The 22126-nt window shown below is 69.9% G+C and carries 25 protein-coding genes; 14 read left to right on the plus strand and 11 right to left on the minus strand.

Going from position 1 to position 22126, the window contains the following annotated elements:
- Positions 1-23: 23 nt before the first annotated feature.
- Both aspT and R4823_RS13820 read right to left on the minus strand, forming a co-directional pair.
- Positions 24-1715 carry an aspartate-alanine antiporter gene (gene aspT / locus R4823_RS13815; RefSeq protein ID WP_087840104.1) on the minus strand — a complete coding sequence of 564 codons (1692 nt, stop codon included), beginning with the start codon at positions 1713-1715 and terminating at the stop codon, positions 24-26.
- 179 nt (positions 1716-1894) lie between these two features.
- Entirely contained in the window at positions 1895-2518 is a 624-nt protein-coding gene (locus R4823_RS13820; protein ID WP_087840103.1) for a DNA-3-methyladenine glycosylase I, read from the minus strand.
- Between the two features lie 83 nt (positions 2519-2601).
- On the opposite strand from R4823_RS13820, the gene R4823_RS13825 reads away from it, so the two are divergent.
- Positions 2602-2937 (plus strand): thioredoxin family protein, encoded by a 336-nt coding sequence (locus R4823_RS13825; RefSeq protein WP_087840277.1) that lies wholly within the window; start codon positions 2602-2604, stop codon positions 2935-2937.
- Positions 2938-2949: 12 nt separating this feature from the next.
- Here the strand turns inward: R4823_RS13825 and R4823_RS13830 are convergent, their stop codons facing one another.
- Genes R4823_RS13830 through R4823_RS13845 form a run of 4 tightly spaced genes read right to left on the minus strand, consistent with a single transcriptional unit; the run spans position 2950 to position 6116 of the window.
- Positions 2950-3675 carry an ROK family protein gene (locus tag R4823_RS13830; protein WP_087840102.1) on the minus strand — a complete coding sequence of 242 codons (726 nt, stop codon included), beginning with the start codon at positions 3673-3675 and terminating at the stop codon, positions 2950-2952.
- Entirely contained in the window at positions 3672-5009 is a 1338-nt protein-coding gene (locus tag R4823_RS13835; protein ID WP_132978844.1) for a lytic murein transglycosylase, read from the minus strand. The genes R4823_RS13830 and R4823_RS13835 overlap by 4 nt, the downstream gene beginning before the upstream one ends.
- The gene (locus tag R4823_RS13840) at positions 5006-5761 is read right to left on the minus strand and encodes a glutamine amidotransferase (protein ID WP_338619060.1); all 756 of its coding nucleotides are present in this window, start codon (positions 5759-5761) and stop codon (positions 5006-5008) included. The genes R4823_RS13835 and R4823_RS13840 overlap by 4 nt, the downstream gene beginning before the upstream one ends.
- Before the next feature lie 43 nt (positions 5762-5804).
- The gene (locus R4823_RS13845; RefSeq protein WP_132978843.1) at positions 5805-6116 is read right to left on the minus strand and encodes a hypothetical protein; all 312 of its coding nucleotides are present in this window, start codon (positions 6114-6116) and stop codon (positions 5805-5807) included.
- 202 nt (positions 6117-6318) lie between these two features.
- On the opposite strand from R4823_RS13845, the gene R4823_RS13850 reads away from it, so the two are divergent.
- Positions 6319-6693 carry a hypothetical protein gene (locus R4823_RS13850; protein WP_087840100.1) on the plus strand — a complete coding sequence of 125 codons (375 nt, stop codon included), beginning with the start codon at positions 6319-6321 and terminating at the stop codon, positions 6691-6693.
- 11 nt (positions 6694-6704) lie between these two features.
- Here the strand turns inward: R4823_RS13850 and R4823_RS13855 are convergent, their stop codons facing one another.
- Positions 6705-7784, minus strand: coding sequence for a sterol desaturase family protein (locus R4823_RS13855; protein ID WP_132978842.1), 1080 nt, complete (start codon positions 7782-7784; stop codon positions 6705-6707).
- 118 nt (positions 7785-7902) lie between these two features.
- Here R4823_RS13855 and R4823_RS13860 point away from each other — a divergent pair, with 118 nt between their 5' ends.
- Genes R4823_RS13860 through R4823_RS13870 form a run of 3 tightly spaced genes read left to right on the plus strand, consistent with a single transcriptional unit; the run spans position 7903 to position 9775 of the window.
- Positions 7903-8307, plus strand: coding sequence for a group III truncated hemoglobin (locus R4823_RS13860; protein ID WP_132978841.1), 405 nt, complete (start codon positions 7903-7905; stop codon positions 8305-8307).
- Positions 8298-8741 (plus strand): Rrf2 family transcriptional regulator, encoded by a 444-nt coding sequence (locus R4823_RS13865; RefSeq protein ID WP_132978840.1) that lies wholly within the window; start codon positions 8298-8300, stop codon positions 8739-8741. The genes R4823_RS13860 and R4823_RS13865 overlap by 10 nt, the downstream gene beginning before the upstream one ends.
- Positions 8738-9775 (plus strand): nitronate monooxygenase, encoded by a 1038-nt coding sequence (locus R4823_RS13870; RefSeq protein ID WP_087840097.1) that lies wholly within the window; start codon positions 8738-8740, stop codon positions 9773-9775. The genes R4823_RS13865 and R4823_RS13870 overlap by 4 nt, the downstream gene beginning before the upstream one ends.
- A 9-nt stretch (positions 9776-9784) precedes the next feature.
- Here R4823_RS13870 and R4823_RS13875 read toward each other — a convergent pair whose 3' ends face one another.
- Positions 9785-11770 (minus strand): protein-L-isoaspartate(D-aspartate) O-methyltransferase, encoded by a 1986-nt coding sequence (locus R4823_RS13875; RefSeq protein WP_338619063.1) that lies wholly within the window; start codon positions 11768-11770, stop codon positions 9785-9787.
- A 293-nt stretch (positions 11771-12063) separates the two neighbouring features.
- On the opposite strand from R4823_RS13875, the gene R4823_RS13880 reads away from it, so the two are divergent.
- Positions 12064-12420: an SRPBCC domain-containing protein gene (locus R4823_RS13880; protein WP_087840095.1), complete on the plus strand. Its 357-nt coding sequence runs from the start codon at positions 12064-12066 to the stop codon at positions 12418-12420.
- 120 nt (positions 12421-12540) lie between these two features.
- Entirely contained in the window at positions 12541-13689 is a 1149-nt protein-coding gene (locus R4823_RS13885) for a putative sulfate/molybdate transporter (protein ID WP_338619066.1), read from the plus strand.
- Here the strand turns inward: R4823_RS13885 and R4823_RS13890 are convergent.
- Both R4823_RS13890 and R4823_RS13895 read right to left on the minus strand, forming a co-directional pair.
- Entirely contained in the window at positions 13679-14734 is a 1056-nt protein-coding gene (locus R4823_RS13890; protein WP_338619068.1) for an ornithine cyclodeaminase, read from the minus strand. The genes R4823_RS13885 and R4823_RS13890 overlap by 11 nt on opposite strands.
- 9 nt (positions 14735-14743) lie before the next feature.
- Positions 14744-15619 carry an arginine deiminase-related protein gene (locus R4823_RS13895; protein WP_132978913.1) on the minus strand — a complete coding sequence of 292 codons (876 nt, stop codon included), beginning with the start codon at positions 15617-15619 and terminating at the stop codon, positions 14744-14746.
- A gap of 191 nt (positions 15620-15810) precedes the next feature.
- Between R4823_RS13895 and R4823_RS13900 the strand changes: the two genes are divergently transcribed.
- Entirely contained in the window at positions 15811-16230 is a 420-nt protein-coding gene (locus tag R4823_RS13900) for an Lrp/AsnC family transcriptional regulator (protein WP_087840092.1), read from the plus strand.
- Positions 16231-16239: 9 nt separating this feature from the next.
- Positions 16240-17097 (plus strand): PhzF family phenazine biosynthesis protein, encoded by an 858-nt coding sequence (locus R4823_RS13905; RefSeq protein ID WP_087840091.1) that lies wholly within the window; start codon positions 16240-16242, stop codon positions 17095-17097.
- A 35-nt stretch (positions 17098-17132) separates the two neighbouring features.
- Here R4823_RS13905 and arsC read toward each other — a convergent pair whose 3' ends face one another.
- On the minus strand, positions 17133-17501 hold the full coding sequence (gene arsC / locus R4823_RS13910; RefSeq protein WP_132978837.1) for an arsenate reductase (glutaredoxin): 369 nt from the start codon (positions 17499-17501) through the stop codon (positions 17133-17135).
- A 161-nt stretch (positions 17502-17662) separates the two neighbouring features.
- On the opposite strand from arsC, the gene R4823_RS13915 reads away from it, so the two are divergent.
- The 5 genes from R4823_RS13915 (at position 17663) to R4823_RS13935 (ending at position 21911) form a co-directional block, all read left to right on the plus strand.
- The gene (locus R4823_RS13915) at positions 17663-18904 is read left to right on the plus strand and encodes an MFS transporter (RefSeq protein ID WP_132978836.1); all 1242 of its coding nucleotides are present in this window, start codon (positions 17663-17665) and stop codon (positions 18902-18904) included.
- On the plus strand, positions 18901-19395 hold the full coding sequence (locus R4823_RS13920) for an NUDIX domain-containing protein (protein ID WP_338619071.1): 495 nt from the start codon (positions 18901-18903) through the stop codon (positions 19393-19395). Before R4823_RS13915 ends, R4823_RS13920 begins: the two co-directional genes overlap by 4 nt.
- A gap of 73 nt (positions 19396-19468) precedes the next feature.
- A complete protein-coding gene (locus R4823_RS13925) occupies positions 19469-20071 on the plus strand; it encodes an HdeD family acid-resistance protein (RefSeq protein WP_087840087.1) in 603 nt (200 codons plus the stop codon).
- A gap of 86 nt (positions 20072-20157) precedes the next feature.
- The gene (locus R4823_RS13930; protein WP_087840086.1) at positions 20158-21357 is read left to right on the plus strand and encodes an ATP-binding protein; all 1200 of its coding nucleotides are present in this window, start codon (positions 20158-20160) and stop codon (positions 21355-21357) included.
- The gene (locus tag R4823_RS13935) at positions 21357-21911 is read left to right on the plus strand and encodes a response regulator transcription factor (RefSeq protein ID WP_087840272.1); all 555 of its coding nucleotides are present in this window, start codon (positions 21357-21359) and stop codon (positions 21909-21911) included. Before R4823_RS13930 ends, R4823_RS13935 begins: the two co-directional genes overlap by 1 nt.
- Positions 21912-22126 lie beyond the last annotated feature (215 nt).

Consider the following 22126-nt stretch of genomic DNA (forward strand, 5'->3'; position numbering starts at 1 on the left):
CGTGGATGGCTTGCGATGGGACCCTAGGCAAAGGCGACGACCAGCGGGCCGAGCAGGGTCAGGAAGACATTGGCCAGGGCATAGGTCACGGCGAAAGGCACCGTGGGAACCGAATTGCCCGCCTTGTCCAGCACCTCGCCGAAGGCCGGGTTGGCGCTGCGGGACCCGGACAGCGCGCCGGCGAACACGGCCGCGTTGTCGTAGCGCAGCACGTAGCGGCCGAACAGCATGGTGATGAGCAGCGGCACGATGGTGACCGCCACGCCGATCAGGAACAGCGACAGGCCGCTGGTGCGTATGGTGTCGACGGCCTGCAGCCCGGATTGCAGCCCGACCACCGCGACGAACCCCGCCAGGCCCAGGTCCCGCAGCAGCGTCGAGGCGCCGGTGGGCATGTTGCCCACGCTCATCCTGCGCGTGCGGTACCAGCCGAACAGCAGCCCGGACAACAGCGCCCCGCCTCCGCTGCCCAACGTCAGGGGAATGGACCCGATGCGCAGCACGGCCAGCCCGATGACCAGGCCCAGGGCCAGCCCCAGGCCGTGATAGACCCAGTCCGTCTTGTCGCTGGGCACGATGACCGTGCCGACGCTGTGGGCCGCGCGCTGGATGTCGTTGCCCGTGCCGAACAGCACCGCGACGTCGCCGGCCCGGATGACCGTGTCCGGCTCCATCGGCAGCGGCCGGCCGTCGCGTTTGAGGCCCAGCACCACGATGCCGTGGCGAATGTCGGCGGCGATGCCCGCCCGTATCTGCGCGACGGTCTTGCCCAGGTAGGCGGGGCCGGTGATCAGCACGTCGCGCGTCAGCATGACCATGTCCATGCCGCTGGACGACAGCACCTCGTCTCCCAGCGCCTGGCGCGCGGCCATCACCGCCGCCCGCCTGCCGGCCAGCAGCACGATGTCGCTGGCGTGCAGCTTCAGGTCGGCCTGCGCGGGAATGATCTGGCCGTCGCGCTTGATGCGTTCGACCGTCACCGCCATGCCGTCGGGCGCCAGCGCCTCGATTTCGCCCACGGTGGTGCCCGCAGCCGGCCCGGCCCGGTAAAGCCGTCCCACCACCTCGGGCGCGGCGAGCTGTTCACCCGCGCCGGGCACGATCATGCCCGCGTTCATCGAAGTCTCGGCCTTCACCGCATCCTCGCGGATGTCGCGGCCCATGAACTTCGGCAGTACGTTGACGCAGATGATGATGGCCCCGAACGAGCCGAAGATGTAGGTCACGGCATAGCCGATGGCCACGTTGGCCTGCAGGCGCTGGAGCTCGTCGGGCGGCAGGCCCAGCTTGGCCAGTGCCGAGCCGGCGGTGCCGATGATGGCCGACTGCGTCAGCCCCCCCGCCGCCACCCCGGCGGCCAGGCCCTTGTCCAGGCCGAACATGCGCGCCAGCACCACCACGGTCACCAGGCCGGTGATGGCCAGCACCGCGGCCATGGCGATTTCCTTCAGGGATTGGCGCCCGAGGGACTTGAAGAACTGGGGGCCGCTCTCGAAACCGACGGCATAGATGAACAGCGCGAAGAGCACCGCCTTGACGCCGTTGTCGATGGAGACGCCGAGCTGGCTGAACAGCACCGCCACGAGCAGCGAACCCGCCACGCCGCCGAGCTGGAACCTGCCGAACTGGAACTTGCCTATCCAGAAGCCGATCGCCAGCGAGAGAAACAGCAGGATTTCCGGCGACTGCCTGATGGCCTCGAGTACCCACGTCATGATCTGCCCCCGTGTGAATGCTGCGGTCCTTCGCCCGCGGCACACCACTCGTGACACCGGGGATCGGACAGGGAAACCAACCGGTAACGCGACAAGGCACTGCATCCAGCCCGGATACTCTATCCGAAGTCATCGCAACGTGCTACCTGTGCACGCCGCTTCATAAGGGGCGTCCGCTTTCAGGGCCGCTTGCGCCGGCCCAACGCGCCCGGCCGCGGGAAGGCGGCGCGCAGCGCCTCCACCTCCTTCCTGCAGACGCAGTCCGGTCCGTGGTCGTTGACCATGCCGACGGCCTGCATCAACGAATACATCGTGGTCGGCCCCACGAAGCGCCAGCCGCGCCGCTTGAGCTCCTTGGACAGGGCCCGGGATTCCGGCGACTCGGCGCGCGGCGGCCCGTCGTAGGTACCGGCGGGTTCGTAGCGCCACAGGAAGGCCGCGAGCGAGCCTTCCTCGGCACGCAGTTCGCGCGCCCGGCGCGCGTTGTTGATCACCGCCTCGATCTTGCCCCGGTGCCGCACGATGCCCGTGTCGGCCAGCAGGCGTTCGACGTCCCGGATGCCGAAGGCAGCGACCTCGTCGACGTCGAATCCTGCGAAAGCCTGCCGGAAGGCCGGCCGCTTGCGCAGGATGGTGAGCCAGCTCAGGCCGGCCTGGAAGCCCTCCAGGCTGATGCGCTCGAACAGCGCCGCCTCGCCGTCCAGGGGGCGGCCCCACTCCTCGTCATGGTAGGACACGTACAGGGCATCGTTGCCGGCCCACGCGCAGCGGCGCGGCGGCTGGTTCGGTTCATTGGCGTGCATGGCTGGGGGACGAAAAAAGGAAATCCGATATATTCTCGCCCATGAACTCCGCGCGGAACCCACCGGCGCCCGCTTTTTTTCCCATGGAACAGATCGACATCGACGACGGCACCGCCGACCGCTTCCTGCTGGATGCCCCCGGCACCTCGCTGCTGGTATTCACCAGCGACACCTGCCCCAACTGCCGGCTGGCGCGCGCCCAGCTTCCCGACATGAGCCTGCCGGTGGCGCGCATCTGCTGGATCGATGCGGGCCGCAACCGCGGGCTGGTCGAACGCTACGAGGTGTTCCACCTGCCCTCGATGTTCGTGGTCAAGAACGGCGTCTACTACGGCGCGGTGCAGGCGACCCTGGCCGATTGGGACATCAGGCGCCAGGTCTCGCTGGCGCTGGACAGCTATCCGGCCGAGCTGCCGTAGGGATCGCGCCCGTCAGGCGTGGGCGGGATTCCAGCGTCGCCACAGCGCCGCCCCGCCGGCCAGCCCGGCATCGTTCGAGCCCACGCTGACATGAGGCGGCAAGCCCGCCTCCACCTCGCGCGCGTTGCCGCCACCCAGGTGGATGCGGTCCGGCTTGAGCAGGACGTCGACCAATGCCAGCGCGCGCCCCAGGCGCCGGTTCCAGCACGGCCTGCCCTCGGCCCGCAGCGCCGCGTCCCCCAGGCATTCCTCGTAGGTCTTGCCATCCTCCATGGGATGGTGCGCCAGTTCCAGGTGCGGCATCAGCTCGCCATCGCGGAACAGCGCCGTGCCCACACCCGTGCCCAGCGTCATGACGAACTCCAGGCCGTCTCCCAGCGCAAGGCCATAGCCCTGCATGTCGGCATCGTTGACCATCCGCGCGGGGCAGCCCAGCCGGTCGCCCAGCGCCTGCGCCAGCGGAAACCCCACCCACGCGGGGGAACCGAGGTTGACCGCGGTCAGCACGCGCTGCCGGCGGATGACGCCCGGAAAACCGATGGAGATCCGATCGTAGCCTTCCAGCATGGCGGCCATGCCGGCGACCTCGTCCAGCAGCCGGTCCGGCGGGCATGGCCTGGGCGTGGATACCCGCAGGTGCCGGCCCAGCAGCCGGCCCGCATCGTCGATGACGGCGGCCTTCAAGCCCGTGCCGCCGATGTCGACCGCCAGGATGCCCGGTCCGGGCGCTGCCTTCATGCGCCGCCCCCCGGCTGCGGCTCCGGTGCCGGCGCGGTACGCGGCAGTGGATCCTGCCGCAGCGTCCGCAGGATGCGCTGGCCCACCCGCCCATCGACGGCCAGGCCGGCCCGCTGCTGTTCGGCGGCCACGGCATCGCGCGTGCGGGTGCCCGGAATGCCGTCCGGCGTGCCGACGTCATGGCCTCGCGCCAGCAGCAACGCCTGCAACTCACGGATCTCGGCGCGCGACAGGCCGGGATCGTCGGTCGGCCAGGGAGTGGCGATGGGCGGCTCACCGTGCAGCCGGTCGATCAGCAGGCTGACGGCCAGCGCGTACTTGTGCGAGCCGTTGTAGCTCAGGATGGCGTCGAAATTGCGCGTGGCCAGGAATACCGGGCCCTCCGCGCCGGTTGGCGCGAACAGATAGGCGGGCGAATCGGGTGCCGGCTCGCCGCCGCGCAGCCGATCCGGCCTGCCGCCGTCCACCCGCGTGACGCCGCGGGCGGCCCATTCGGCCAGCGTGCGGCGCTCCGAGCCCGCGAACTCCTGGCCCGCGGGCACGCCTGCCGCCACGCCGGCCGGCAGCTTGACCTCGATGACCGGCAAGAGCCCCCGCGTCCATCGCGCCCGCCGCTTGCGCAGATGGCTGGCCGTGGACGCCAGCGCGTCGGGCAGCGATCCGTACAGGTCTATCCTTCCGTCGCCGTCGCCGTCGGCCGCGAGCTCGTAGTAGGAGGTCGGAATGAACTGGGTCATGCCGAAGGCGCCGCTCCACGAGCCGACGAAGGTATCCGGCTGCACCAGTCCGTCGCGCAGCATCCGTATCGAGGCATAGACGTTCTTGATCCACAGCGGCTTGTTCTCGGTGCACGCGCGGGTCAGCCATGCATCCAGCACCCGCGTCTTGCCCAGGACCCGGCCGAAGTTGGTCTCGATGCCGAAGATGGCCACCATCACTTCGCCATCCACTTCGTAGCGGGCGGCGATCTCCGATAGCGGCGCCGCCTCGGCCTCCATCAGCTTGCGCCCGTCGACCACCCGTTCCTCGTCCACGGTCTTGGCCAGGTAGTCCCACCAGGTCTCCCTGCCTTCGGGCTGGGCCCGCGCCGAGGCCACCGTGGAAGCCAGCAGCGTCGCGCCCTGGGTGTAGGTATCGAAATCGGCCACCTGGATGCCGTTGGCCGGGGCTGCCGGCCGCAGCCGGGCCAGGCAGGCGCCGGTATCGAGTTGGGCCTGGGCCTGGGAGGCGGCGAGCATGGCCAGGCTTGCGGCCAGCAGCCTGGCGCGGGCGAGAACCTGCGTGGAAATGACGGTCTCCTTGGTCGAATCGTGGATGAAGGTCGCAGCACTCATCGAGCGTCCGCCGATGCCGCCGGCGCGGCGATGCGTTCGAAGAAGCGCCGCATGATGGCATGGGACACCGGCGTCTCGGCCACGCCCGCGCGCAGCGCCTGCACGTCCAGGCCTTCATCGGCCAGCCCGGCCCGCATCACGTCGAAATACGCCCTCATGACGGGCACCGTGAACTCGGGATGGAACTGCACCGAGACCGCATTGGGGCCATAGCGCAGCATCTGGTGGCTGTCCTTGCCGTTGCGGGCCAGCACGGCGGCGCCGGCTGGCGGCTCGGCCACGGTCTGCTCGTGGATGAAATGGGCGGCGAAGATCGACGGCATACCCGCCACCAGGGCATCGCCGGCCGCCGCCGGAGTCAGTTCGACCTGCTGGGTGCCGATCTCCCGCCCGCCCTCGAGGTAGCCGACACGCCCCCCCAGCGCATAGCTCATCAGTTGGTGGCCATAGCAGATGCCGAACAGGGGCAGCGACGCGTCCATGGCATCGCGCACCCAGCCCGCACAGGCTTCGCTCCAGGGCGCGTGGTCGGTCACGTTGGCGCGCGACCCGGTGATCAGCGCGGCCGCGTAGCGCGACGGCGCCTCGGGCGTCTCGCCCTTGTAGGCGGCCACGCGGGCCAGCCGCCCGGGATTCAGGCCGGCCACCTCGCCCACCATGCGATCGAAGCCGCCATAGGCCGCGCCGACCGCCTGCGGCGGGCCGCCGGTCTGAAGGATGAGGATGGGAAGCATCTGGGGCACCTCTGCCATGGACATCCTTCCATGACACCTTATTTCCCGCGTCGCGGCAACCTCAGGCGGGCGTGCCCGCTTCGCCGATCAATCCGCCCAGGAGCAGCACCGCCAGCAGGAACCAGAAGATGGCGCCCAGCACCGAGCGGTTCAGCAGCGAGCGTATGCCGGCGTAGAGCAGCAGCAGGCCCAGGACCAGCAGCGCGAAATTGAACAGGGTCGGGCTCATGCCCAGGGCCTCGGCCAGGCCGGAGGAAAACGCGCCGACGGCTTCGCCGAAACCGCCGAATACCGTTTTCAGCGCGGCGACGATGGTGCGGATGGCCTCGCCCAGCATGGCCCCCAGCCATTCGAAAGTGGATTCGCTTTTCATGTGCGGCGACGTGGTTGGCACGCGGCCATTATGGCCCATGCGCCGCGCCGCCAAGCCCGCCGACATCCTTGGAAACATCGCGCAGGCGGCGGTTGCAAAACCTTACAACCCATGTGGGCGCGGACATGTGGCGACGCGCCGAAAGCCACCATACTGGCCGCTGATCCTTCCCATGGACCACGCACCGACTCAAGGAGGCATCATGGTTCGAGCTTTCGTCCACGCCACTTGCGCCGCCGCCCTGCTCGCGGCCGGCTGCTCATCGCTGATGGTGAGCGAGCCCGCCAGGATCAGCGACGGCGCGATGGTGGCCCCCAACGGCATGAGCCTGTACACCTTCGATCGCGACCCCGTCGGCCAGAGCGCCTGCAACGGCGTCTGCGCGCAGAACTGGCCTCCCCTGACCGCCCCGTCGGGCGCCACCCGCAGCGGGGATTGGATGGTCATCACCCGCCAGGACGGCGTCCGGCAATGGGCCTATCGAGGCAAGCCGCTGTATTTCTGGACCAAGGACCGGGCCCCGGGGGACCGCACGGGCGACGGCGTCAACGGACTCTGGCACCTGGCCCGGCCCTGACGCGGCCGGATTCAGGCCGCAGGCGCTCCGCCCGCCGGCCCCGCGTCCGCAGGCACGGGCAGGTGCTCGGCCTTGTCGCTGGGGATGGGGGCATAGTCGGGGCCGAACGAGACCTCGCCCAGTCTCCATCCCGCCGGCCGCCGTACCGCTCCCCAGAAACGCCGGGCGGCCTGCCACTGCTGGCCGACCAGGCCACGGTCGTTGTCGGCATCGACCATGGGATCGCTGACGCCGGTCGGGCGGATCTTCTCGCCGTACAGCGCCGTGCCGAACAGGATGTCCCAGACGGGCAGGACCTGTCCGAAGTTGCAGTTGTGCAGCGAGGGGCGTTCGGGATCCCGCACCATGTGGTGCAGGCGATGGAACTTGGGATCGACCAGCAGGCGTTCGCCGATGCGGCCGAAGCCGAAGCGCACGTTGGTGTGCGACAGGTTCTGCACCAGCTCGCTCAATAGGCCCAGCAGCGCGAACTCGGAAGGCTCCACGCCCATGGCCAGGCCGACGGTGGCCAGGATGAAGGATTGCAGCACCCCGTCGATGTAGCTGCCGCGATCGTTGGTCCAGCAGCTCATCTGGCGCTGGCTGTGGTGCATGCTGTGCAGCGCCCACCACCACGGAATGGCATGCTGGGCCCGGTGCATCCAGTAATAGACGCAGTCGTAGACCAGGTAATAGACCAGGAACAGCAGGTAGGGATGGTCCTCGAACCAGGGCACCCAGTGCTTGAGCCCGGAGGAGACGGCGGGACCGGCCTCGGCCTCGCCGCCGAGCCCGCCCAGCATGTTGGCGAATGGCGTCAGGACCAGGTAGCTGAACAGCGGGAACAGGCCCAGCAGCATCAGCAGCGTGTACAGCCGGTCGATGCGCGTGAGTTTCCTGTCCTCCCAGCGCTCGGCCGGCGCCAGGGTTTCCAGGGGACGGAAGATGAACCCTATGATGAAGAGCTGCAGCAGCGCGATCAGCAGCGCCTCGGAGATTTCCAGCGGATTGCCCGCGGTATCGGCGATGTGCAGGAAAAGCACGGCCGGTTCGACGAGATGGGTGCTGACCCAGGCGATCAGCTGGGTCCAGAGCGATGCCAGGTAAGACATGGAAATCGGTATCGGATTCGACGCTGCGCATACTGTAGCACCCAGCCGGCCGGGACTGGCCTGGCCGGCTGGGGCAATGATAAGATACATCTCATATATATCTTATTGGGTAATGTCCATGCTCGACCTCAACCTGTGCACCGACGAGGAAATCGCCCGCCTCGTCGCCGCCTTCTACGCCCGGGTCCGGCGGGACGACAAGCTGGGCCCCATCTTCGAAGCCCATGTGGACGACTGGGACGGCCACCTGTCCAAGCTTACCGACTTCTGGTCCTCCATCCTGCGCGGCACGCGGCGCTACGGCGGCACGCCGATGACGCGGCACGCCGCCCTGCCCGACCTGGACGAGACGTTGTTCTCGCGCTGGCTGGCGCTGTTCGACCTGACGGCCGGAGAGCAGGAGAACCAGGCCATGGCCAGGCGGGCCCAGGTCATGGCCCGGCGCATCGCGCAAAGCCTGTGGCTGGGCTATCAGATGCATCGTCATCCCGATCGCCTCGCGCGCGAAATGCCATGCGCCTGACGGTCCAGAGCGACTACGCGCTGCGGCTGCTGATGCATGTCGGCGCACATGCCGACAGGTTGTGCACGATCGCCGAGGTCGCGCAAGTGCACGGCATATCCGCTGCCCACCTGATGAAGGTCACCCACCGGCTGGGCCAGCTGGGCTATCTGGAGACGGTACGCGGCAAGGGCGGCGGCATGCGGCTGGCCCGGCCGCCCGAGCGTATCGGCCTCGCCCAGGTGCTGCGCGACCTGGAACCGGACTTCCACCTGGTCGAGTGCCACGCCACCGGCAGTGCCTGTGTGCTGACCGGACATTGCCGGTTGACGGGCATACTGGATGCCGCGCTGCAGCGCTTCCTGCAGCACCTGGATCACTACACGCTGGCCGATCTGCTGCCGGCGGACGGACCTCCCCTCTTTTCCTCGTTTCCCATCAAGGCCGCGTCATGAATCTGCAAGAACTGCTGGGCATCGCCCTTCCCGTCATCCAGGCGCCCATGGCCGGTTCGCAGGCCAGCGCGCTCGCGATCGCCGTATCGAACGCGGGCGGCCTCGGGTCGCTGCCCTGCGCGATGCTGGGGCCCGACGCGCTGCGCGCCGAACTCGACAAGCTGCGCGCCGGCACCGACCGGCCCTACAACGTCAATTTCTTCTGCCATGCGCCGCCCGTTCCCGACGCCGCGCGCGAATCGCAATGGCGCCAGGCCCTCGGCCCGTACTACGCCGAATTCGGCATCGATCCGGCCGGCATACAGCCCGGCCCCGGACGCGCGCCGTTCACGGCCGAGATCGCCGACCTGGTCGAACCCTACCGGCCGCCCGTGGTCAGCTTCCATTTCGGACTGCCCTCGGCCGACCTGCTGGCCCGCGTGAAGTCATGGGGATCCAAGGTGCTGTCGTCCGCCACCACCGTCGGCGAAGCGCGCTGGCTGGAAGACCACGGCGCCGACATCATCATCGCCCAGGGCAACGAGGCCGGCGGCCACCGGGGCATGTTCCTGTCCGACGACCTGGATACCCAATCGGGAACCTTCGCGCTGCTGCCGCAGATCGTGGCGGCGGTGCGCGTGCCCGTGGTCGCGGCCGGCGGCATCGTCGACGCGCGTACGGTCGCGGCGGCGCGGGCGCTGGGCGCGGCCGGGATACAGGCCGGGACGGCCTATCTGCTGTGTCCCGAATCCACCGTCAGCGCCATACACCGCGCAGCGCTGAAACACCCCGCCGCGCACACCGCGCTCACCAACCTGTTTTCCGGCCGTCCGGCGCGCGGCATCGTGAATCGCGTGATGCGCGAACTCGGCCCGATGTCGCCGGCGGCGCCGGCCTTCCCGCTCGCGACCTCGGCCATCGCCCCCCTGCGTGCCAAGGCCGAAGCCCAGGGCTCGGGCGATTTCTCTCCGCTCTGGTGCGGGCAGAACCCCGGCGCCTGCCGCGAACTGCCGGCCGCCCAGGTCACGCGCGAACTGGGCGCCGCCTGGGGCTGACCCGCGCCGCTAGACGCCGAAGGGATAGGTCTCGGGCGCGCCCGCGCCCGGCCCGCCGGCCAGCGGCTGCACGGCGCGCGTCGTGTCCAGCCACAGCCACGCGTCGAACTGCCGGGACAGCGAGGCGTCGGCGTAGTGGCTCATCAATTCCGTTCCCGGCCGGTAGATCACGCCTATGTAGCGCTCCAGGCGCGGCTGCCGCAGCTCCTGCGCCAGCGCCTCGCCGCCCGGCGCCTGGAAGTCCAGCAGGAAGCGGGGAATGCCGCACTCGTGCGCCAGGCGCTCGACGCTGTCCTCGCGCGACGGGCGGACCTCCATGATCTCCATCCGCCCGCCCCAGTCGTGCGCGGCGGCCACCGTACCCGTGTGCGTGTCCATGCCCACCAGCGCGGCCGCCTCGCCCAGGTGTTCGCGGCACAACTGCCCGATGTTCAGCTCCCCGCGCGACTGTCCCATCTCAGTGGCGGCGGCATCGCCGATGTGCGAGTTGTGCGCCCAGACCACCGCCCTGGCCGTCGGCCCATGGGCCTCCAGCAGATGGGCCAGCGTCTCGTACATATGGGTGTCGCGCAGGTTCCACGACTCCGCCGTCCCGTAGTACATGGCCCGGTAGTAGCGCTCGGCCGCGGCCACCAGCCTGGCGTTCTGCGCCGCGTCCAGGAAGGCGCCATCCTGGCCTTGCGCATACTCCATGCGCCGGGCCAGCAGGTCCTTCAGTTGCGCCACCACTTGTTGCTCGCAGCCCCGGTAGCCATCGGTCAGCACGGCGCGGCCGTATACGGCCGGATCCTTCTGCCACGGCGTCAGGCAGCCATAGCGCTCGCGCGCCACACCGGCCGCCTCGGGATCGACCCGGTCCAGGTAGGCCAGGACCGCGCCGATGGAGTCCGACAGGCTGTACAGGTCCAGGCCGAAGAAACCGGTCCGCCGCGACATCGCCCGCCCTTCGTTGTGCGCCCGCAGCCATTCGACGAAGGCGGCGACGTCGGTGTTGCGCCACATCCAGCGCGGAAAGCGCTGGAAGGCCGGCATCGCCACGGCCAGGTGCGGCAGATGCCTGACGTGGCGGTCCACGGCCGCGGCGTCTGGCCAATCCGCTTCCACCGCGACGATGTTGAAGCCATGGTGCTCGATCAGGCGCCGCGTGATGGCCGCCCGCGCCTGGTAGAACTCGGACGTGCCGTGGCTGGCCTCGCCCAGCAGCACGACACGCCGGTCGCCCCAACGGTCGAACAGGCCCCGCGCGGCAGCCTCGTCCAACCCGGCAAACGCCTCGGCCCTGCGCCCCATGCGCGCGGAAAGGCTTTCGGCGCGGGGCGTAGCCGCGTGCTTGCTTGCCGCGCGCGTATCGTCCCACCCCTGTTCCCCCACCAGCGGCACGAAGCGCACCGGCCCCAGGTCCTCCCTGGCCAGGCGGCCATGGTCCCCGCGCACCATGCGCAACAGCCGCTGGCGCTCGCGGCTGGCGCCCACCGGCATGATCAGCCGCCCGCCCGGCGCCAGTTGCCCGACCAGCGCCGGGGGCACCTCCGGACCGCCGGCCGCGGCCAGGATCGCGTCGTACGGGGCGCCCTGCGGCCACCCCAGCGTGCCGTCCCCGACATGCACGTCCACGTTCGGGTAGGCGCGCAGGTTCTCGCGGGCCCTTGCTGCCAGTTCAGGCCTCAGTTCCACCGTTTCCACGCGGGCCGCGAGACCGGCCAGGACCGCCGCCGCGTACCCCGAGCCGGTACCGATCTCCAGCACCCGGTCGCGCGGATCCAGGCGCGCGGCGGCCGCCATCAGCGCGACGATGTAGGGTTGGGAGATCGTCTGCCCTTCCCCTATGGGCAAGGGCGTGTCGTCATACGCGAACTCGCGCATGTCGGCGGGCACGAATGCCTCGCGGGGCACCGCTCCCATCGCGGCCAGCACGCGCGCGTCCTCCACGCCGCGTCCCGCGAGCTGCCGCTCGACCATGCATGCGCGCCTGCGCGCCGATTCGGTCTCTTCCATGCCGGTCCCCTGCCGTGGTGGGCATGGCCCCAGCTTGGCGCCTCCGGCGGCATGGCGCATCTCGCGCGGTTAAAGATGCAACCTTCGCGCGCGCTCATCCGCCCGCGCCCGCGCCGGAACCGCGCGTCCCTGCCGGCGCCGAAACACTTTGTAGGCGATCGCGCCCGCCACGCCACCTATCCCGACATGGCTTCCGGGATATTGTGGACACTGTACACAAAATTCGCTACGCTGCGCGTCTCCCTGCCCGGCGATTCCGCCCGCCGGGTGTCCCGCAGCCAGGAAACTCCAGCATGAGCCGAACGATAGACGTCTCCACTATCCGGCATCTTCCCGTTCCCGCCGAGCACGCCTTCGACGCCTGCCTGGCCGCCATCGCCCAGCGGCGCGCCGTCGGCCAGGAGCGGGACCAGGGCGCGTACCTGATCGTGGACCGGCCGTATTGCGTGGCCTTCGAATGGCATGCGGCCAACGCCGCGCGCGCGGACGTCGTCACCGTCGCGCTGATCGACGCCGATCCCGGCTGCAAGATCAAGGTCACCCAGCAACTGGACGTCGAACACGCCTCGGATGCCGAACGCGTCCGCAAGGACTGGGCACGCATGCTGGACGGCATGTCCCGGGCGCTGCGCGCGCGGGCCTGCGCCTGAGGCCCAGCCGGGCCGCCATACGGCCCGCGTGTTTACACGCCTCGCAGCGTGGCCGACAATCGTCCTTTCCTTCGTCCGCATAGCCAGGGGGTCCGGGTGCAAGAGCCCGCCAGTCGCTCCGTGCCGCAACCGTCCGCCACGGGCAATCGCTACGACCGCATGGAATGGGCGGGCGCCTTCGGCGATCTCGGCACCCTGATTCCCTTCGTCGCCGCCTACATCGGCGTGCTCAAGCTCGATCCCTTCGGCGTGTTGTTCGCCTTCGGCCTGTGCATGCTGGCCTGTGGCCTCCATTACAAGACGCCCATCCCCGTGCAGCCCATGAAAGCCATAGGCGCGGTGGCGGTCACCCAGGCCGCCCAGACCGCGGTGGTCACCCCGGGAGCGGTCTACGGCGCCGCGCTCGCGACCGGCGTTGCCTGGCTGTTCCTGGGGCTGAGCGGCATGGCCGCCCGGGTGACGCGCCTGGTTCCGCCAGCCGTGGTCCTGGGCATCATGCTGGGCCTGGGCTTCGGCTTCATGCTGGAAGGCGTGAAAATGATGCAGACCGACTGGCCCATCGCGGCGCTGGCGGGCGTGGGCACATTGCTGCTGATGGGCAATCGCACGCTGCCCGCGATGTTCGTGCTGCTGATCTTCGGCGCGGCGGTGGGCGCCTGGCGCCAGCCCACGCTGCTGCATGAACTGGCGCAGGTTCCGCTGGGGCTGCCCGCGCCCTCGTTCGCCCTGTCGGACATCAGCTTGCACGAACTGGCGATCGGCGCGGCGCTGCTGGCCCTGCCCCAGCTCCCGCTCACGCTGGGCAATGCCGTCATCGCGGTCAAGGAAGAGAACAACCGCCTGTTCCCCCAGCGCCCCGTGTCCGAGAACGGCCTCGCGACCTCGACCGGCATCATGAACATCTTCAGCTCGGTGGCCGGCGGGGTGCCCATGTGCCACGGCGCCGGCGGCATGGCCGGCCATGTGGCCTTCGGCGCCCGCACGGGGGGCGCACTGGTCATCCTGGGGGTCATCCTGCTGGTGCTCGCGCTGTTCTTCAGCGCGGGGATCTCGCTGCTGTTCAAGCTGTTCCCGCTGTCCATCCTGGGCGTGATCCTGTTCCTGACCGGTGCCCAGTTGGCCCTGGGCAGCAGCGTCCTGCCGGCGGACAGGAACCAGCGCCTGGTGGCGCTGGCCACCGCCGCCCTGTGCATGTGGAACGTCGCCGCCGGCTTCCTGCTGGGCCTGGCGCTGCACGTGATGGTGACGCGCGGCTGGGTCAGGATGTAGCGGCCGCCGGCTCGGCGGCCCGGGCGTGGGCCGCCAGCAGCGCATACAGGTTGCGCGGATCCGCAAGGTCGGGCACCAGTTGCAGGTCCTGTCCGGCTCCGGTGGCGCGGGCCAGGTCCAGCAGGCAGCGCAGGGCCGAGAAGTCCTCCAACGCGAAACCCACCGAATCGAACACGGTTGTCTGCTCCGGCGTTTCCCGTCCCGGCCGGGCGCCGGACAGTACCTGCCACAGCGGCACCACCGGCGCGCCGGCCGGCAGTTGCTGGATCTCGCCCTCGATACGGGTCTGCGCCTCGTACTCCACCACGATGCGGGCCTGGCGCAGGATGGCCGGATGCAGTTCGGTCTTGCCCGGGCTGTCGCCGCCCACCGCGTTCACATGCGTGCCCGGCGCCAGCCATTGCGGCCGCAGCACCGAGGCGCGACGTTTGTCGGCGGTCGCCGTGGTCACGATGTCCGCGCCCCTCGCCGCTTCCTCGGCCGATCCGGCGGCCGTCACGCGCAGCCCCTCGATCCCGGCCAGATTGGCCATGAGCTTGTCGGTGGCGTGGCGGTCGATGTCGTAGGCGCGGATCTCGGTAATCCCGACCAGCGCGTGGAAGGCCAGCGCCTGGAACTCGCTCTGCGCGCCGTTGCCGATCAGCGCCATGGTGCGTGAGCCCGCGCGCGCCATGGCCCCCGCCGCCAGCGCCGAGGTGGCCGCGGTGCGCAGCGCCGTCGCCAGGGTCAGGTCCGCCAGCAGCAAGGGGTACCCGGTCGCGACGTCGGCCAGGACGCCGAAGGCCAGCACGGTGGGCAGGCCGCTCAACGCATTGCCGGGATGGCCGTTGACGTACTTGAACGCATAGCGCCTGCCGTCGGACACCGGCATCAGCTCGATCACCCCCATGCTGGAATGGTGCGCCACCCGGGCGCACTTCTCGAACTCCGGCCAGCGCACGTAATCGTCGCGGATGTCCCGCGCCAGCAATTCGATCATGCGCACCGTCCCGTATCCGGCGATCATGCGGGCCACCGCGGCCGCATCCAGATAGAGAGTCTTCATACGCCCTCCTCAGGCCGCCGCGGCCTCCCTGGCGCGCGCGGGCTCGGCGCCCTCGGCCAGGCTCGCGCGATCCAGGCGCAAGGTCATGCAATAGGCGCCCCCGCCGGACATCATGAAGGGCGCGAGGTCGACCGGCGCCACATGGTAGCCACGCTCGGCCAGCACCGCCCGCAGGCGATCGGAGGGCGTGGCCATGACGATCTCCCGGCCCACGCTGACCGCATTCACGCTGAAGCGTGCCAGGTCGTCTTCCGTGGCCTCGATCAGCAGTTCCGCCGGCACGCGTTCGCGCAGGTTGCGCAAGGCCTGCGCGGTCAGCGCGGGCGGGAAGTACAGGATCTCGCCGCCGGCCAGCGGACAGAAGCACACATCCAGGTGGTAGCAACGATCGGAGACCAGCTCCATCGCCACCGTTTCCTTGCCGAAGAATTCGCGGATGCGCGCCAGCGACTCGCGCGACGACCGCGGTCCGTACGCGGCCCAGAACCAGTGCCGGCGGGCATCCCAGATGGCGTCGCCCGCCCCTTCCTGGAAACAGCCTTCGGGAAACTGCGCGACCTCCGCCAGCAGGCCCTCGTCGCGCAGCGCGCGGAACATCGCCAGGAAAGCGGCTTCCTCGCCCTGGCGCTGCGGATAGCGGAAACGGGCCAACAGGGCACGACCATCGAGCACGATGGCCGCATTGGCGGGAAAGACCATGTCGGGCAGGCCGGGGCTGCCCGCGCGCACGACCACCTCGCAGCCGGCACGTGCCAGCGCGCGGCGCAGGGCTTGCGACGCTTCGTTCGCGGCGGCCGCGCATCCCTTGGGATCGCGCGCCCACGCATCGGGTTGCATCCATGGATTGATGCGATAGCTGACGTCGAAATACCGGGGTTCGACCATCAGGATCCTGGCTTCGGTCTTCACCGCGCACTCCTTTCAACCTGGGGCGGCCGGACTGGCCTTTGCCTTATTCTGCTCGTCCGTGCCGCCAAGAAGGAGTGCAAGAAACTGCGCATTTCTACCGACGGATTGCCATAACGCCAGACTCTGCTATCGTTTTGCCATCCTCACCCGCGCCGGGGGACACCATCATGGACGACGTCGACCATCGCCTGATCGCCCTGCTGCGCGACAACGCGCGCACGCCGGTCTCCACGCTGGCCCAGAAGCTCCGCGTCTCGCGCGGCACGGTCCAGAATCGGCTTGCCCGCCTCGAGGAACAGGGCATCATCGTCGGCTACACCGTGCGCCTGCGGCCTGACGCCGAACCCCGCGGCATACGCGCGTGGATGAGCATAGAAATCGAGGGCAACACGGCCCGCCGGGTCCTGCAGTCGCTGCGGGGCGAACCGGCCATCCAGGCCTTGCACACGACCAACGGCCGGTGGGACATCGTGGCCGAGTTGCGCGCCGGAAACCTCGAGGACTTCGACCGCGCGCTGGAACGCATCCGGTTGATCCCCGGCATCGCCAACACCGAAACCAATATCCTGCTTTCCAGCTACGTTTGACCCCGATCCATGACGACACCGCTCCCCTCTCTCCACGATTTCAGCCAGGTCGACGTGTTCACCGCCGTCCCGCTGCAAGGCAACCCCCTGGCCGTGGTGCACGGCGCCGACGATCTCGATGAAACGCGCATGGCCGCGCTTGCCCGCTGGACCGGGTTGAGCGAGACCACCTTCCTGCTGCGCCCCACCCAGGACGGAGCGGACTACCGGGTACGCATCTTCACGCCGGCCGGCGAACTGCCTTTCGCCGGCCATCCCACGCTGGGCAGTTGCCATGCCTGGCTGCGGGCCGGTGGCCAGCCGCGGGGAGCGGACATCGTGCAGGAATGCGGCGTGGGCCTGGTCCGGATACGGCGCACGCAGGGGCGCCTGGCATTCGCGGCGCCACCGCTGCGCCGCGCGGGCGACGTCGATCCGGCCACGCTCGCGCAGGCCGCGCGAGGCCTGGGCATCGCGCCCGATGTCATACGCGCCGCCAACTGGGTGGACAACGGACCGGCCTGGATGGCGGTCATGCTGGCCACGCGCGCGCAGGTCCTGGCGCTGAAGCCGGACCACGCAGCCATGGGCACGCTCAAGATCGGCGTCGTCGCGCCCTGGGATCCCGCTCTGGATGGCACCGAGGCGCAGTTCGAGGTACGCGCCTTCGCCCCCGGCCTGGGCGTGCCCGAGGATCCCGTGACCGGCAGCCTGAACGCCGGCATCGCGCAATGGCTGATCGGCGCCGGGCTCGCCCCGGGCCGCTATGTGGCCAGCCAGGGCACCGCCCTGGGCCGCGCCGGCCGGGTGCACGTCAGCCGGGAAGAAGATGACATCTGGGTGGGCGGCGACGTGGCCGACTGCATCGAAGGCCGGATCCTGCTCTAAGGCCAGTACCTTGCGTGGATCAAGCGAGCCTCTTTTTAGCGGGAACTGGCCCCAGGCAGCAGCTCCAGCACCGTCTCCATCGGCCGGCACAGCCGCGTGCCGAGCGGCGTCACGACGATGGGGCGGTTGATCAGGATGGGATGCTGCATCATGAAGTCGAGCAGTTCGTCGTCGCTCCATTTCGGATCGCCCAGCCCGAGCTCCTCGTAGGGACTGCCCTTGACCCGCATCGCCTCGCGTATCGGCAGGCCCATCGCGGCGATCAGGGATTTGAGCGTGTCGCGGCTGGGCGGCGTCTTCAGGTACTCGATCACGGTGGGCTCCAGGCCGCGCTCTTCCAGCAGGGCCAGGACCTTGCGCGAGGTGCCGCAGGCGGGATTGTGATAGATGGTGATGTCGCTCATGGGGCCTCCGTCGTGATTCCTGCACCGCGGTCCCCGGAAGGAACCGCGTTCGAGCCCCGCATCATAGCCCGCGTCCGGCGGCCATGTTTTTGTGCACTGCAACCTGCACCTGCTAAGCTATCGGACCCGCATTCGCGCCCCCGCGGCCATATCTCCCCTCCATGCACGCCCCCGCCTCCCCGACCGCAGCACTTCCCGATTCCGCCGCCGCTTCCTCGCGGCCGCCCTCCTTCGGCCGCGCCCTGCTCGCGCTCGGATTGGGCGGGTTCGGCATAGGCACCGGCGAATTCGTCATCATGGGGCTGCTTCCCGACGCGGCCCAGGATCTCGGCATCTCCATCCCGACCGCCGGGCACCTGATCAGCGCCTACGCGCTGGGCGTCGTCGTGGGGGCGCCGGTGCTGGCGGTCCTGGGCGCCCGCATGCCGCGCCGCGCGCTGCTCGTGGCGCTGATGGTCTTCTTCGCGCTGGGCAACTTCGCCAGCGCGGCGGCGCCCGGCTACCTGTCGATGATCCTGATGCGCCTGATGACCGGCCTGCCACACGGCACCTACTTTGGCGTAGCCGCCCTGGTGGCCGCGCACCTGGCGCCGGCGGGCCAGCGCGCGCGTGCCGTGGGCTACGTCATGCTGGGCCTGACCGTGGCCACGCTGATCGGCGTGCCGCTGGCCACGGGCCTGGGTCAATGGCTGGGATGGCGCGCCGCTTTCGCGCTGGTGGGCGTCATCGGCGTCCTGGCCTCGCTGCTGGTCTGGCGCTGGATTCCGGACATCCCCGCCAGCGAAGGCGCCAGCCCCTGGCGCGAACTCGGCGCGCTGCGCCGCAAGCAGGTCTGGCTGACGCTGGGCATAGGCGCGATCGGCTTCGGCGGCATGTTCGCCGTGTTCAGCTACATCAAGCCCACGATGATGGAACTGGCCGGCCTGCCGGTGCACGGGATCCCCTTCGTTCTGGCGCTGTTCGGCGTGGGCATGGTCACCGGCAACCTGGCCGGCTCCCGGCTGGCGGACAAGGCGCTGATGCCCACCATAGGCGGGCTGCTGGTCTGGTCGGGGCTGGTGCTGGGGCTGTTCTGCCTGACCGCCTCCAGCATCTGGCTGGGTGCGTTCAACGTCTTCCTGATCGGCACCGTCGTGGCCATCGGCCCGGCCTTGCAGATCCGCCTGATGGACGTCGCAGGCGACGCGCAGACGCTGGCCGCGGCCCTGAACCATTCGGCCTTCAACCTGGCCAACGCGCTCGGCGCGTGGCTGGGCGGCCTGACGATCTCGGCCGGCCTGGGCTGGGCCTCCACCGGCTGGGTCGGCCTGCTGCTGGCCGCGGGCGGCCTGGCCATCTTCGGCCTGGCCTGCGCCGACATGCGCCGCGCTCCCTTGCCCGCCGGCCGGACCGGCCATTCATGAGCGGCACCGCGCGATCCACCCCGGCCCGCGCGTCGAGCGCCGGCCTGCTGTTGTATCGCCGCGGCGCGCATGACTGGGAAGTCCTGCTCGTCCACCCCGGCGGCCCGTTCTGGCGCAGGCGCGACGCCGGCGCCTGGTCCATCCCCAAGGGCGCGCCCGAACCCGGCGAGGACGACGCGGCCGCCGCGCTGCGCGAATTCCACGAAGAAACGGGCACCCTGCCGGCCGGCGCGCCCGTGCCGCTGGGCCGGGTCCGGCAGAAAGCCGGCAAGGAAGTCGTGGCCTTCGCCCTGCAAGGCGATTTCGACCCCGCCACGCTGCGCAGCAATACCTTCGAACTGGAATGGCCCCCGCGCAGCGGCCGCCTCCAGGCCTTCCCCGAGGTGGACCGCGCCGAGTGGTTCGGCCTGGATGCCGCGCGCGAAAAGCTGATCGAGGGGCAGCGCCCCCTGATCGAGCGGTTACAAGATTTGCTGGGCGCCCCCGGCTAGACGCTGGTACCGTACGAGGTGGATACACCGCGTATGGGGACGCGCGGCGTGCCGAACCACGGAGGGAACAGACATGGCAGATGCTCCAAATCCCGCGCCTGTGCCGGGTGGCGTCGACTTGACCGGAACCTTGAAAGCGCTGGGCGCCCGCTGGGGCTGGTTCGTCGCGCTGGGCGTGCTGATGCTGGTCCTCGGCTTCGTGGCCGGGGCCTACGTCCTGGCCGCCACCGTCGCCAGCGTCCTGTTCGTCGGCGCCATGATGCTGGTCGCGGGCATCGGGCAACTGGTGCAGGCCTGGCGCGTGAAGGACTGGCGCGGCTTCCTGTTCTGGACGCTGGGCGGCCTGCTCTACGCCATCGCCGGCGGCGTGGCCCTGTACAACCCGCTGGCAGGCGCGGCGGTGCTGACGCTGCTGCTGGGAGCCTTCCTGATCGCCTCGGGCGCGCTGCGCCTGTGGATCTGGTTCCAGCATCGCGGCCAGCGGGGCTGGGGCTGGCTGGCGCTGTCGGGCGCCGTCACGCTGCTGGCCGGACTCCTGGTGGCCATGGGCTGGCCCGAGAACAGCCTGTGGATACTGGGCCTGCTGCTGTCGCTGGACCTGCTCTTCCAGGGCATCACGCTCATCATGCTGGGCCTGGCGCTGCGCCGGGGCCAGCCGCCCGCCTCCCAGGCCTGAACGCGCGCCGCCTCCCGGCGGCGTCCACTGCTCGTGCGTCATAATGGAGCTTGCCGGCGCGTCCGCCGCCGGCCATCTCCCATCGTATGAGCCGCACAGAAATCTCCTTCCTCCGCACGCTGTCCAGCCTGCGCTGGCTTGCCATAGGCGGCCAGGCCGCCACCATCTTCATCGCCAGTGGCCCCCTGGGCGTGGACCTGCCCCTGGGCATGCTGTGGAGCGGCGTCGCCACCCTCGTGCTGTTCAATCTCTACGCCGGCTGGCGCCTGCGCACCGGCGACGAACCCTCGCACGCGACGGCCTTCCTGCACATGCTGGTCGACATCGTCGTGCTGGCGTGGATGGTGGCCTGGAGCGGCGGCATCAGCAATCCCTTCGGCCTGCTGTTCCTGGTGCTGATCGCCCTGGCGGCGATGGCGCTGCCCAACCGCTGGGCCTACGCCACCGCGGGCGCGGGCGTGGTCGGCTACGCCGCGGCGGCCATCTTCGGCCATCCGCTGCACGCCCCCGGCGACGCCTACGAACTGCTGCTGTGGGGCATCGCAGCCAGCTTCCTGATCTCGGTCAGCGTCATCCTGATCTTCTCGACCCGGCTGGCCGCCGACCTGCGCAACCGTGAACGGGAACTGGCCGACCTGCGCGAACGCTTCGCCCGCAACGAAGGCATCGTGGCACTGGCCACCCACGCCGCCTCGATGGCGCACGAGCTGAACACGCCGCTGGCCACCATGACGCTGCTGGCCGACGAGATCGCCGCCCAGGCCGACACCGACGACCTGCGCGCCGACACCGAGATGCTGACCGAGCTGCTGGCCCTGTGCCGGGAACGCGTGCGCAATCTCGCTGTCCCAACCGAGGTGGAACTGGAACGCGTGGTGGAGCAGTGGAAACTGGTCCGCCCCACGGTCGAACTGCACCGCACCGGCGTCCTGCCGCGCGGCCTGCGCGTCGAGCCCTCGGTCGCCCACCTGCTCCAGGCCCTGCTGAACAATGCCGCCGATGCCGGCGTCCAGGCCGGCGCCCCCTACGTGGACCTGCACCTGGAATGCAAGGGGGGCATGGTGCGCGGCGTGGTGCGCGACTATGGACGCGGCCTCAATCCCGACCAGCCGCTCCTGCCCGCCACGCTGTTCCGCAGCGGCAAGCCCGGCGGCCTGGGCGTGGGCCTGGCGCTGTCGCACGCCACGGTCGAACGCCTGGGCGGCGAGATGACCATGACCGCCGCCGAGGGCGGCGGCGTGCGCATCCAGTTCCAATTGCCCGTGGAAACCACTGTGACCTCATGATGACTGACCTGGATATCGGCCTGCTGGTCGACGACGACGAACTCTACCTGCGCACGCTGCAGCGCAGCCTGGCGCGGCGCGGGCTCGAAACCCGCACCGCCACCACCATCGCCGAGGCCCTGCGCATCGCCGACGAGATCCGCCCCGGCTTCGCGCTGGTCGACCTCAAGCTCAGCAGCGACGACTCCGGGCTCACGCTGATCAAGCCGCTGCGCGCCCTGCGCGCCGACATGCGCATCCTGCTCGTGACCGGCTACGCCAGCGTGGCGACCGCCGTCGACGCCATCAAGCGCGGCGCCGACGACTACCTGCCCAAGCCGGCCACGGCCGACATGATCCTGCGCGCGCTGGGCCTGGAGAAGGCCGAGGCCGTCACGGTGGAATCGACCATGATCCCCCTGCACCGCCTGGAGTGGGAGCACATCCAGCAGGCGCTGCACGAAACCGGCGGCAACGTCTCGGCGGCCGCCCGCCTGCTCAACATGCACCGGCGCTCGCTGCAGCGCAAACTGGCCAAGCGGCCCGGGCCGGAGCGGGGTCCGGAACCCGAATAAGCGCCCGCCAGGCGAACACCGGTGCGACAAATTGTCGCAGGGCTATTCCCTAGGCCCCACGGTCACAATTCGCCACAAATGGTGCGATGCAAGGCGCGCCCGGCCGCGCCGTTCCGGGGGACCGCTGCCAACCCCCGCCGCGCGCGACTATTTGTCGCAGGCCCCCTCTAGGCACGTTCAGTAGGATGCGGAACTGGCGGATTTCGCCAACGTTT

The sequence above is a fragment of the Pigmentiphaga sp. CHJ604 genome, assembly GCF_036972535.1.
GTDB classification, from domain to species: Bacteria; Pseudomonadota; Gammaproteobacteria; order Burkholderiales; family Burkholderiaceae_B; genus Pigmentiphaga; species Pigmentiphaga daeguensis.

What these genes read in the sequence shown, in the direction of transcription:
- aspT (WP_087840104.1), bottom strand. Translation starts at nt 1,715, where the DNA reads ATGACGTGGGTACTCGAGGCCATCAGGCAGTCGCCGGAAATCCTGCTG.
- R4823_RS13820 (WP_087840103.1), bottom strand. Translation starts at nt 2,518, where the DNA reads ATGCACGCCAATGAACCGAACCAGCCGCCGCGCCGCTGCGCGTGGGCC.
- R4823_RS13825 (WP_087840277.1), top strand. Translation starts at nt 2,602, where the DNA reads ATGGAACAGATCGACATCGACGACGGCACCGCCGACCGCTTCCTGCTG.
- R4823_RS13830 (WP_087840102.1), bottom strand. Translation starts at nt 3,675, where the DNA reads ATGAAGGCAGCGCCCGGACCGGGCATCCTGGCGGTCGACATCGGCGGC.
- R4823_RS13835 (WP_132978844.1), bottom strand. Translation starts at nt 5,009, where the DNA reads ATGAGTGCTGCGACCTTCATCCACGATTCGACCAAGGAGACCGTCATT.
- R4823_RS13840 (WP_338619060.1), bottom strand. Translation starts at nt 5,761, where the DNA reads ATGGCAGAGGTGCCCCAGATGCTTCCCATCCTCATCCTTCAGACCGGC.
- R4823_RS13845 (WP_132978843.1), bottom strand. Translation starts at nt 6,116, where the DNA reads ATGAAAAGCGAATCCACTTTCGAATGGCTGGGGGCCATGCTGGGCGAG.
- R4823_RS13850 (WP_087840100.1), top strand. Translation starts at nt 6,319, where the DNA reads ATGGTTCGAGCTTTCGTCCACGCCACTTGCGCCGCCGCCCTGCTCGCG.
- R4823_RS13855 (WP_132978842.1), bottom strand. Translation starts at nt 7,784, where the DNA reads ATGTCTTACCTGGCATCGCTCTGGACCCAGCTGATCGCCTGGGTCAGC.
- R4823_RS13860 (WP_132978841.1), top strand. Translation starts at nt 7,903, where the DNA reads ATGCTCGACCTCAACCTGTGCACCGACGAGGAAATCGCCCGCCTCGTC.
- R4823_RS13865 (WP_132978840.1), top strand. Translation starts at nt 8,298, where the DNA reads ATGCGCCTGACGGTCCAGAGCGACTACGCGCTGCGGCTGCTGATGCAT.
- R4823_RS13870 (WP_087840097.1), top strand. Translation starts at nt 8,738, where the DNA reads ATGAATCTGCAAGAACTGCTGGGCATCGCCCTTCCCGTCATCCAGGCG.
- R4823_RS13875 (WP_338619063.1), bottom strand. Translation starts at nt 11,770, where the DNA reads ATGGAAGAGACCGAATCGGCGCGCAGGCGCGCATGCATGGTCGAGCGG.
- R4823_RS13880 (WP_087840095.1), top strand. Translation starts at nt 12,064, where the DNA reads ATGAGCCGAACGATAGACGTCTCCACTATCCGGCATCTTCCCGTTCCC.
- R4823_RS13890 (WP_338619068.1), bottom strand. Translation starts at nt 14,734, where the DNA reads ATGAAGACTCTCTATCTGGATGCGGCCGCGGTGGCCCGCATGATCGCC.
- R4823_RS13895 (WP_132978913.1), bottom strand. Translation starts at nt 15,619, where the DNA reads ATGGTCGAACCCCGGTATTTCGACGTCAGCTATCGCATCAATCCATGG.
- R4823_RS13900 (WP_087840092.1), top strand. Translation starts at nt 15,811, where the DNA reads ATGGACGACGTCGACCATCGCCTGATCGCCCTGCTGCGCGACAACGCG.
- R4823_RS13905 (WP_087840091.1), top strand. Translation starts at nt 16,240, where the DNA reads ATGACGACACCGCTCCCCTCTCTCCACGATTTCAGCCAGGTCGACGTG.
- arsC (WP_132978837.1), bottom strand. Translation starts at nt 17,501, where the DNA reads ATGAGCGACATCACCATCTATCACAATCCCGCCTGCGGCACCTCGCGC.
- R4823_RS13915 (WP_132978836.1), top strand. Translation starts at nt 17,663, where the DNA reads ATGCACGCCCCCGCCTCCCCGACCGCAGCACTTCCCGATTCCGCCGCC.
- R4823_RS13920 (WP_338619071.1), top strand. Translation starts at nt 18,901, where the DNA reads ATGAGCGGCACCGCGCGATCCACCCCGGCCCGCGCGTCGAGCGCCGGC.
- R4823_RS13925 (WP_087840087.1), top strand. Translation starts at nt 19,469, where the DNA reads ATGGCAGATGCTCCAAATCCCGCGCCTGTGCCGGGTGGCGTCGACTTG.
- R4823_RS13930 (WP_087840086.1), top strand. Translation starts at nt 20,158, where the DNA reads ATGAGCCGCACAGAAATCTCCTTCCTCCGCACGCTGTCCAGCCTGCGC.
- R4823_RS13935 (WP_087840272.1), top strand. Translation starts at nt 21,357, where the DNA reads ATGACTGACCTGGATATCGGCCTGCTGGTCGACGACGACGAACTCTAC.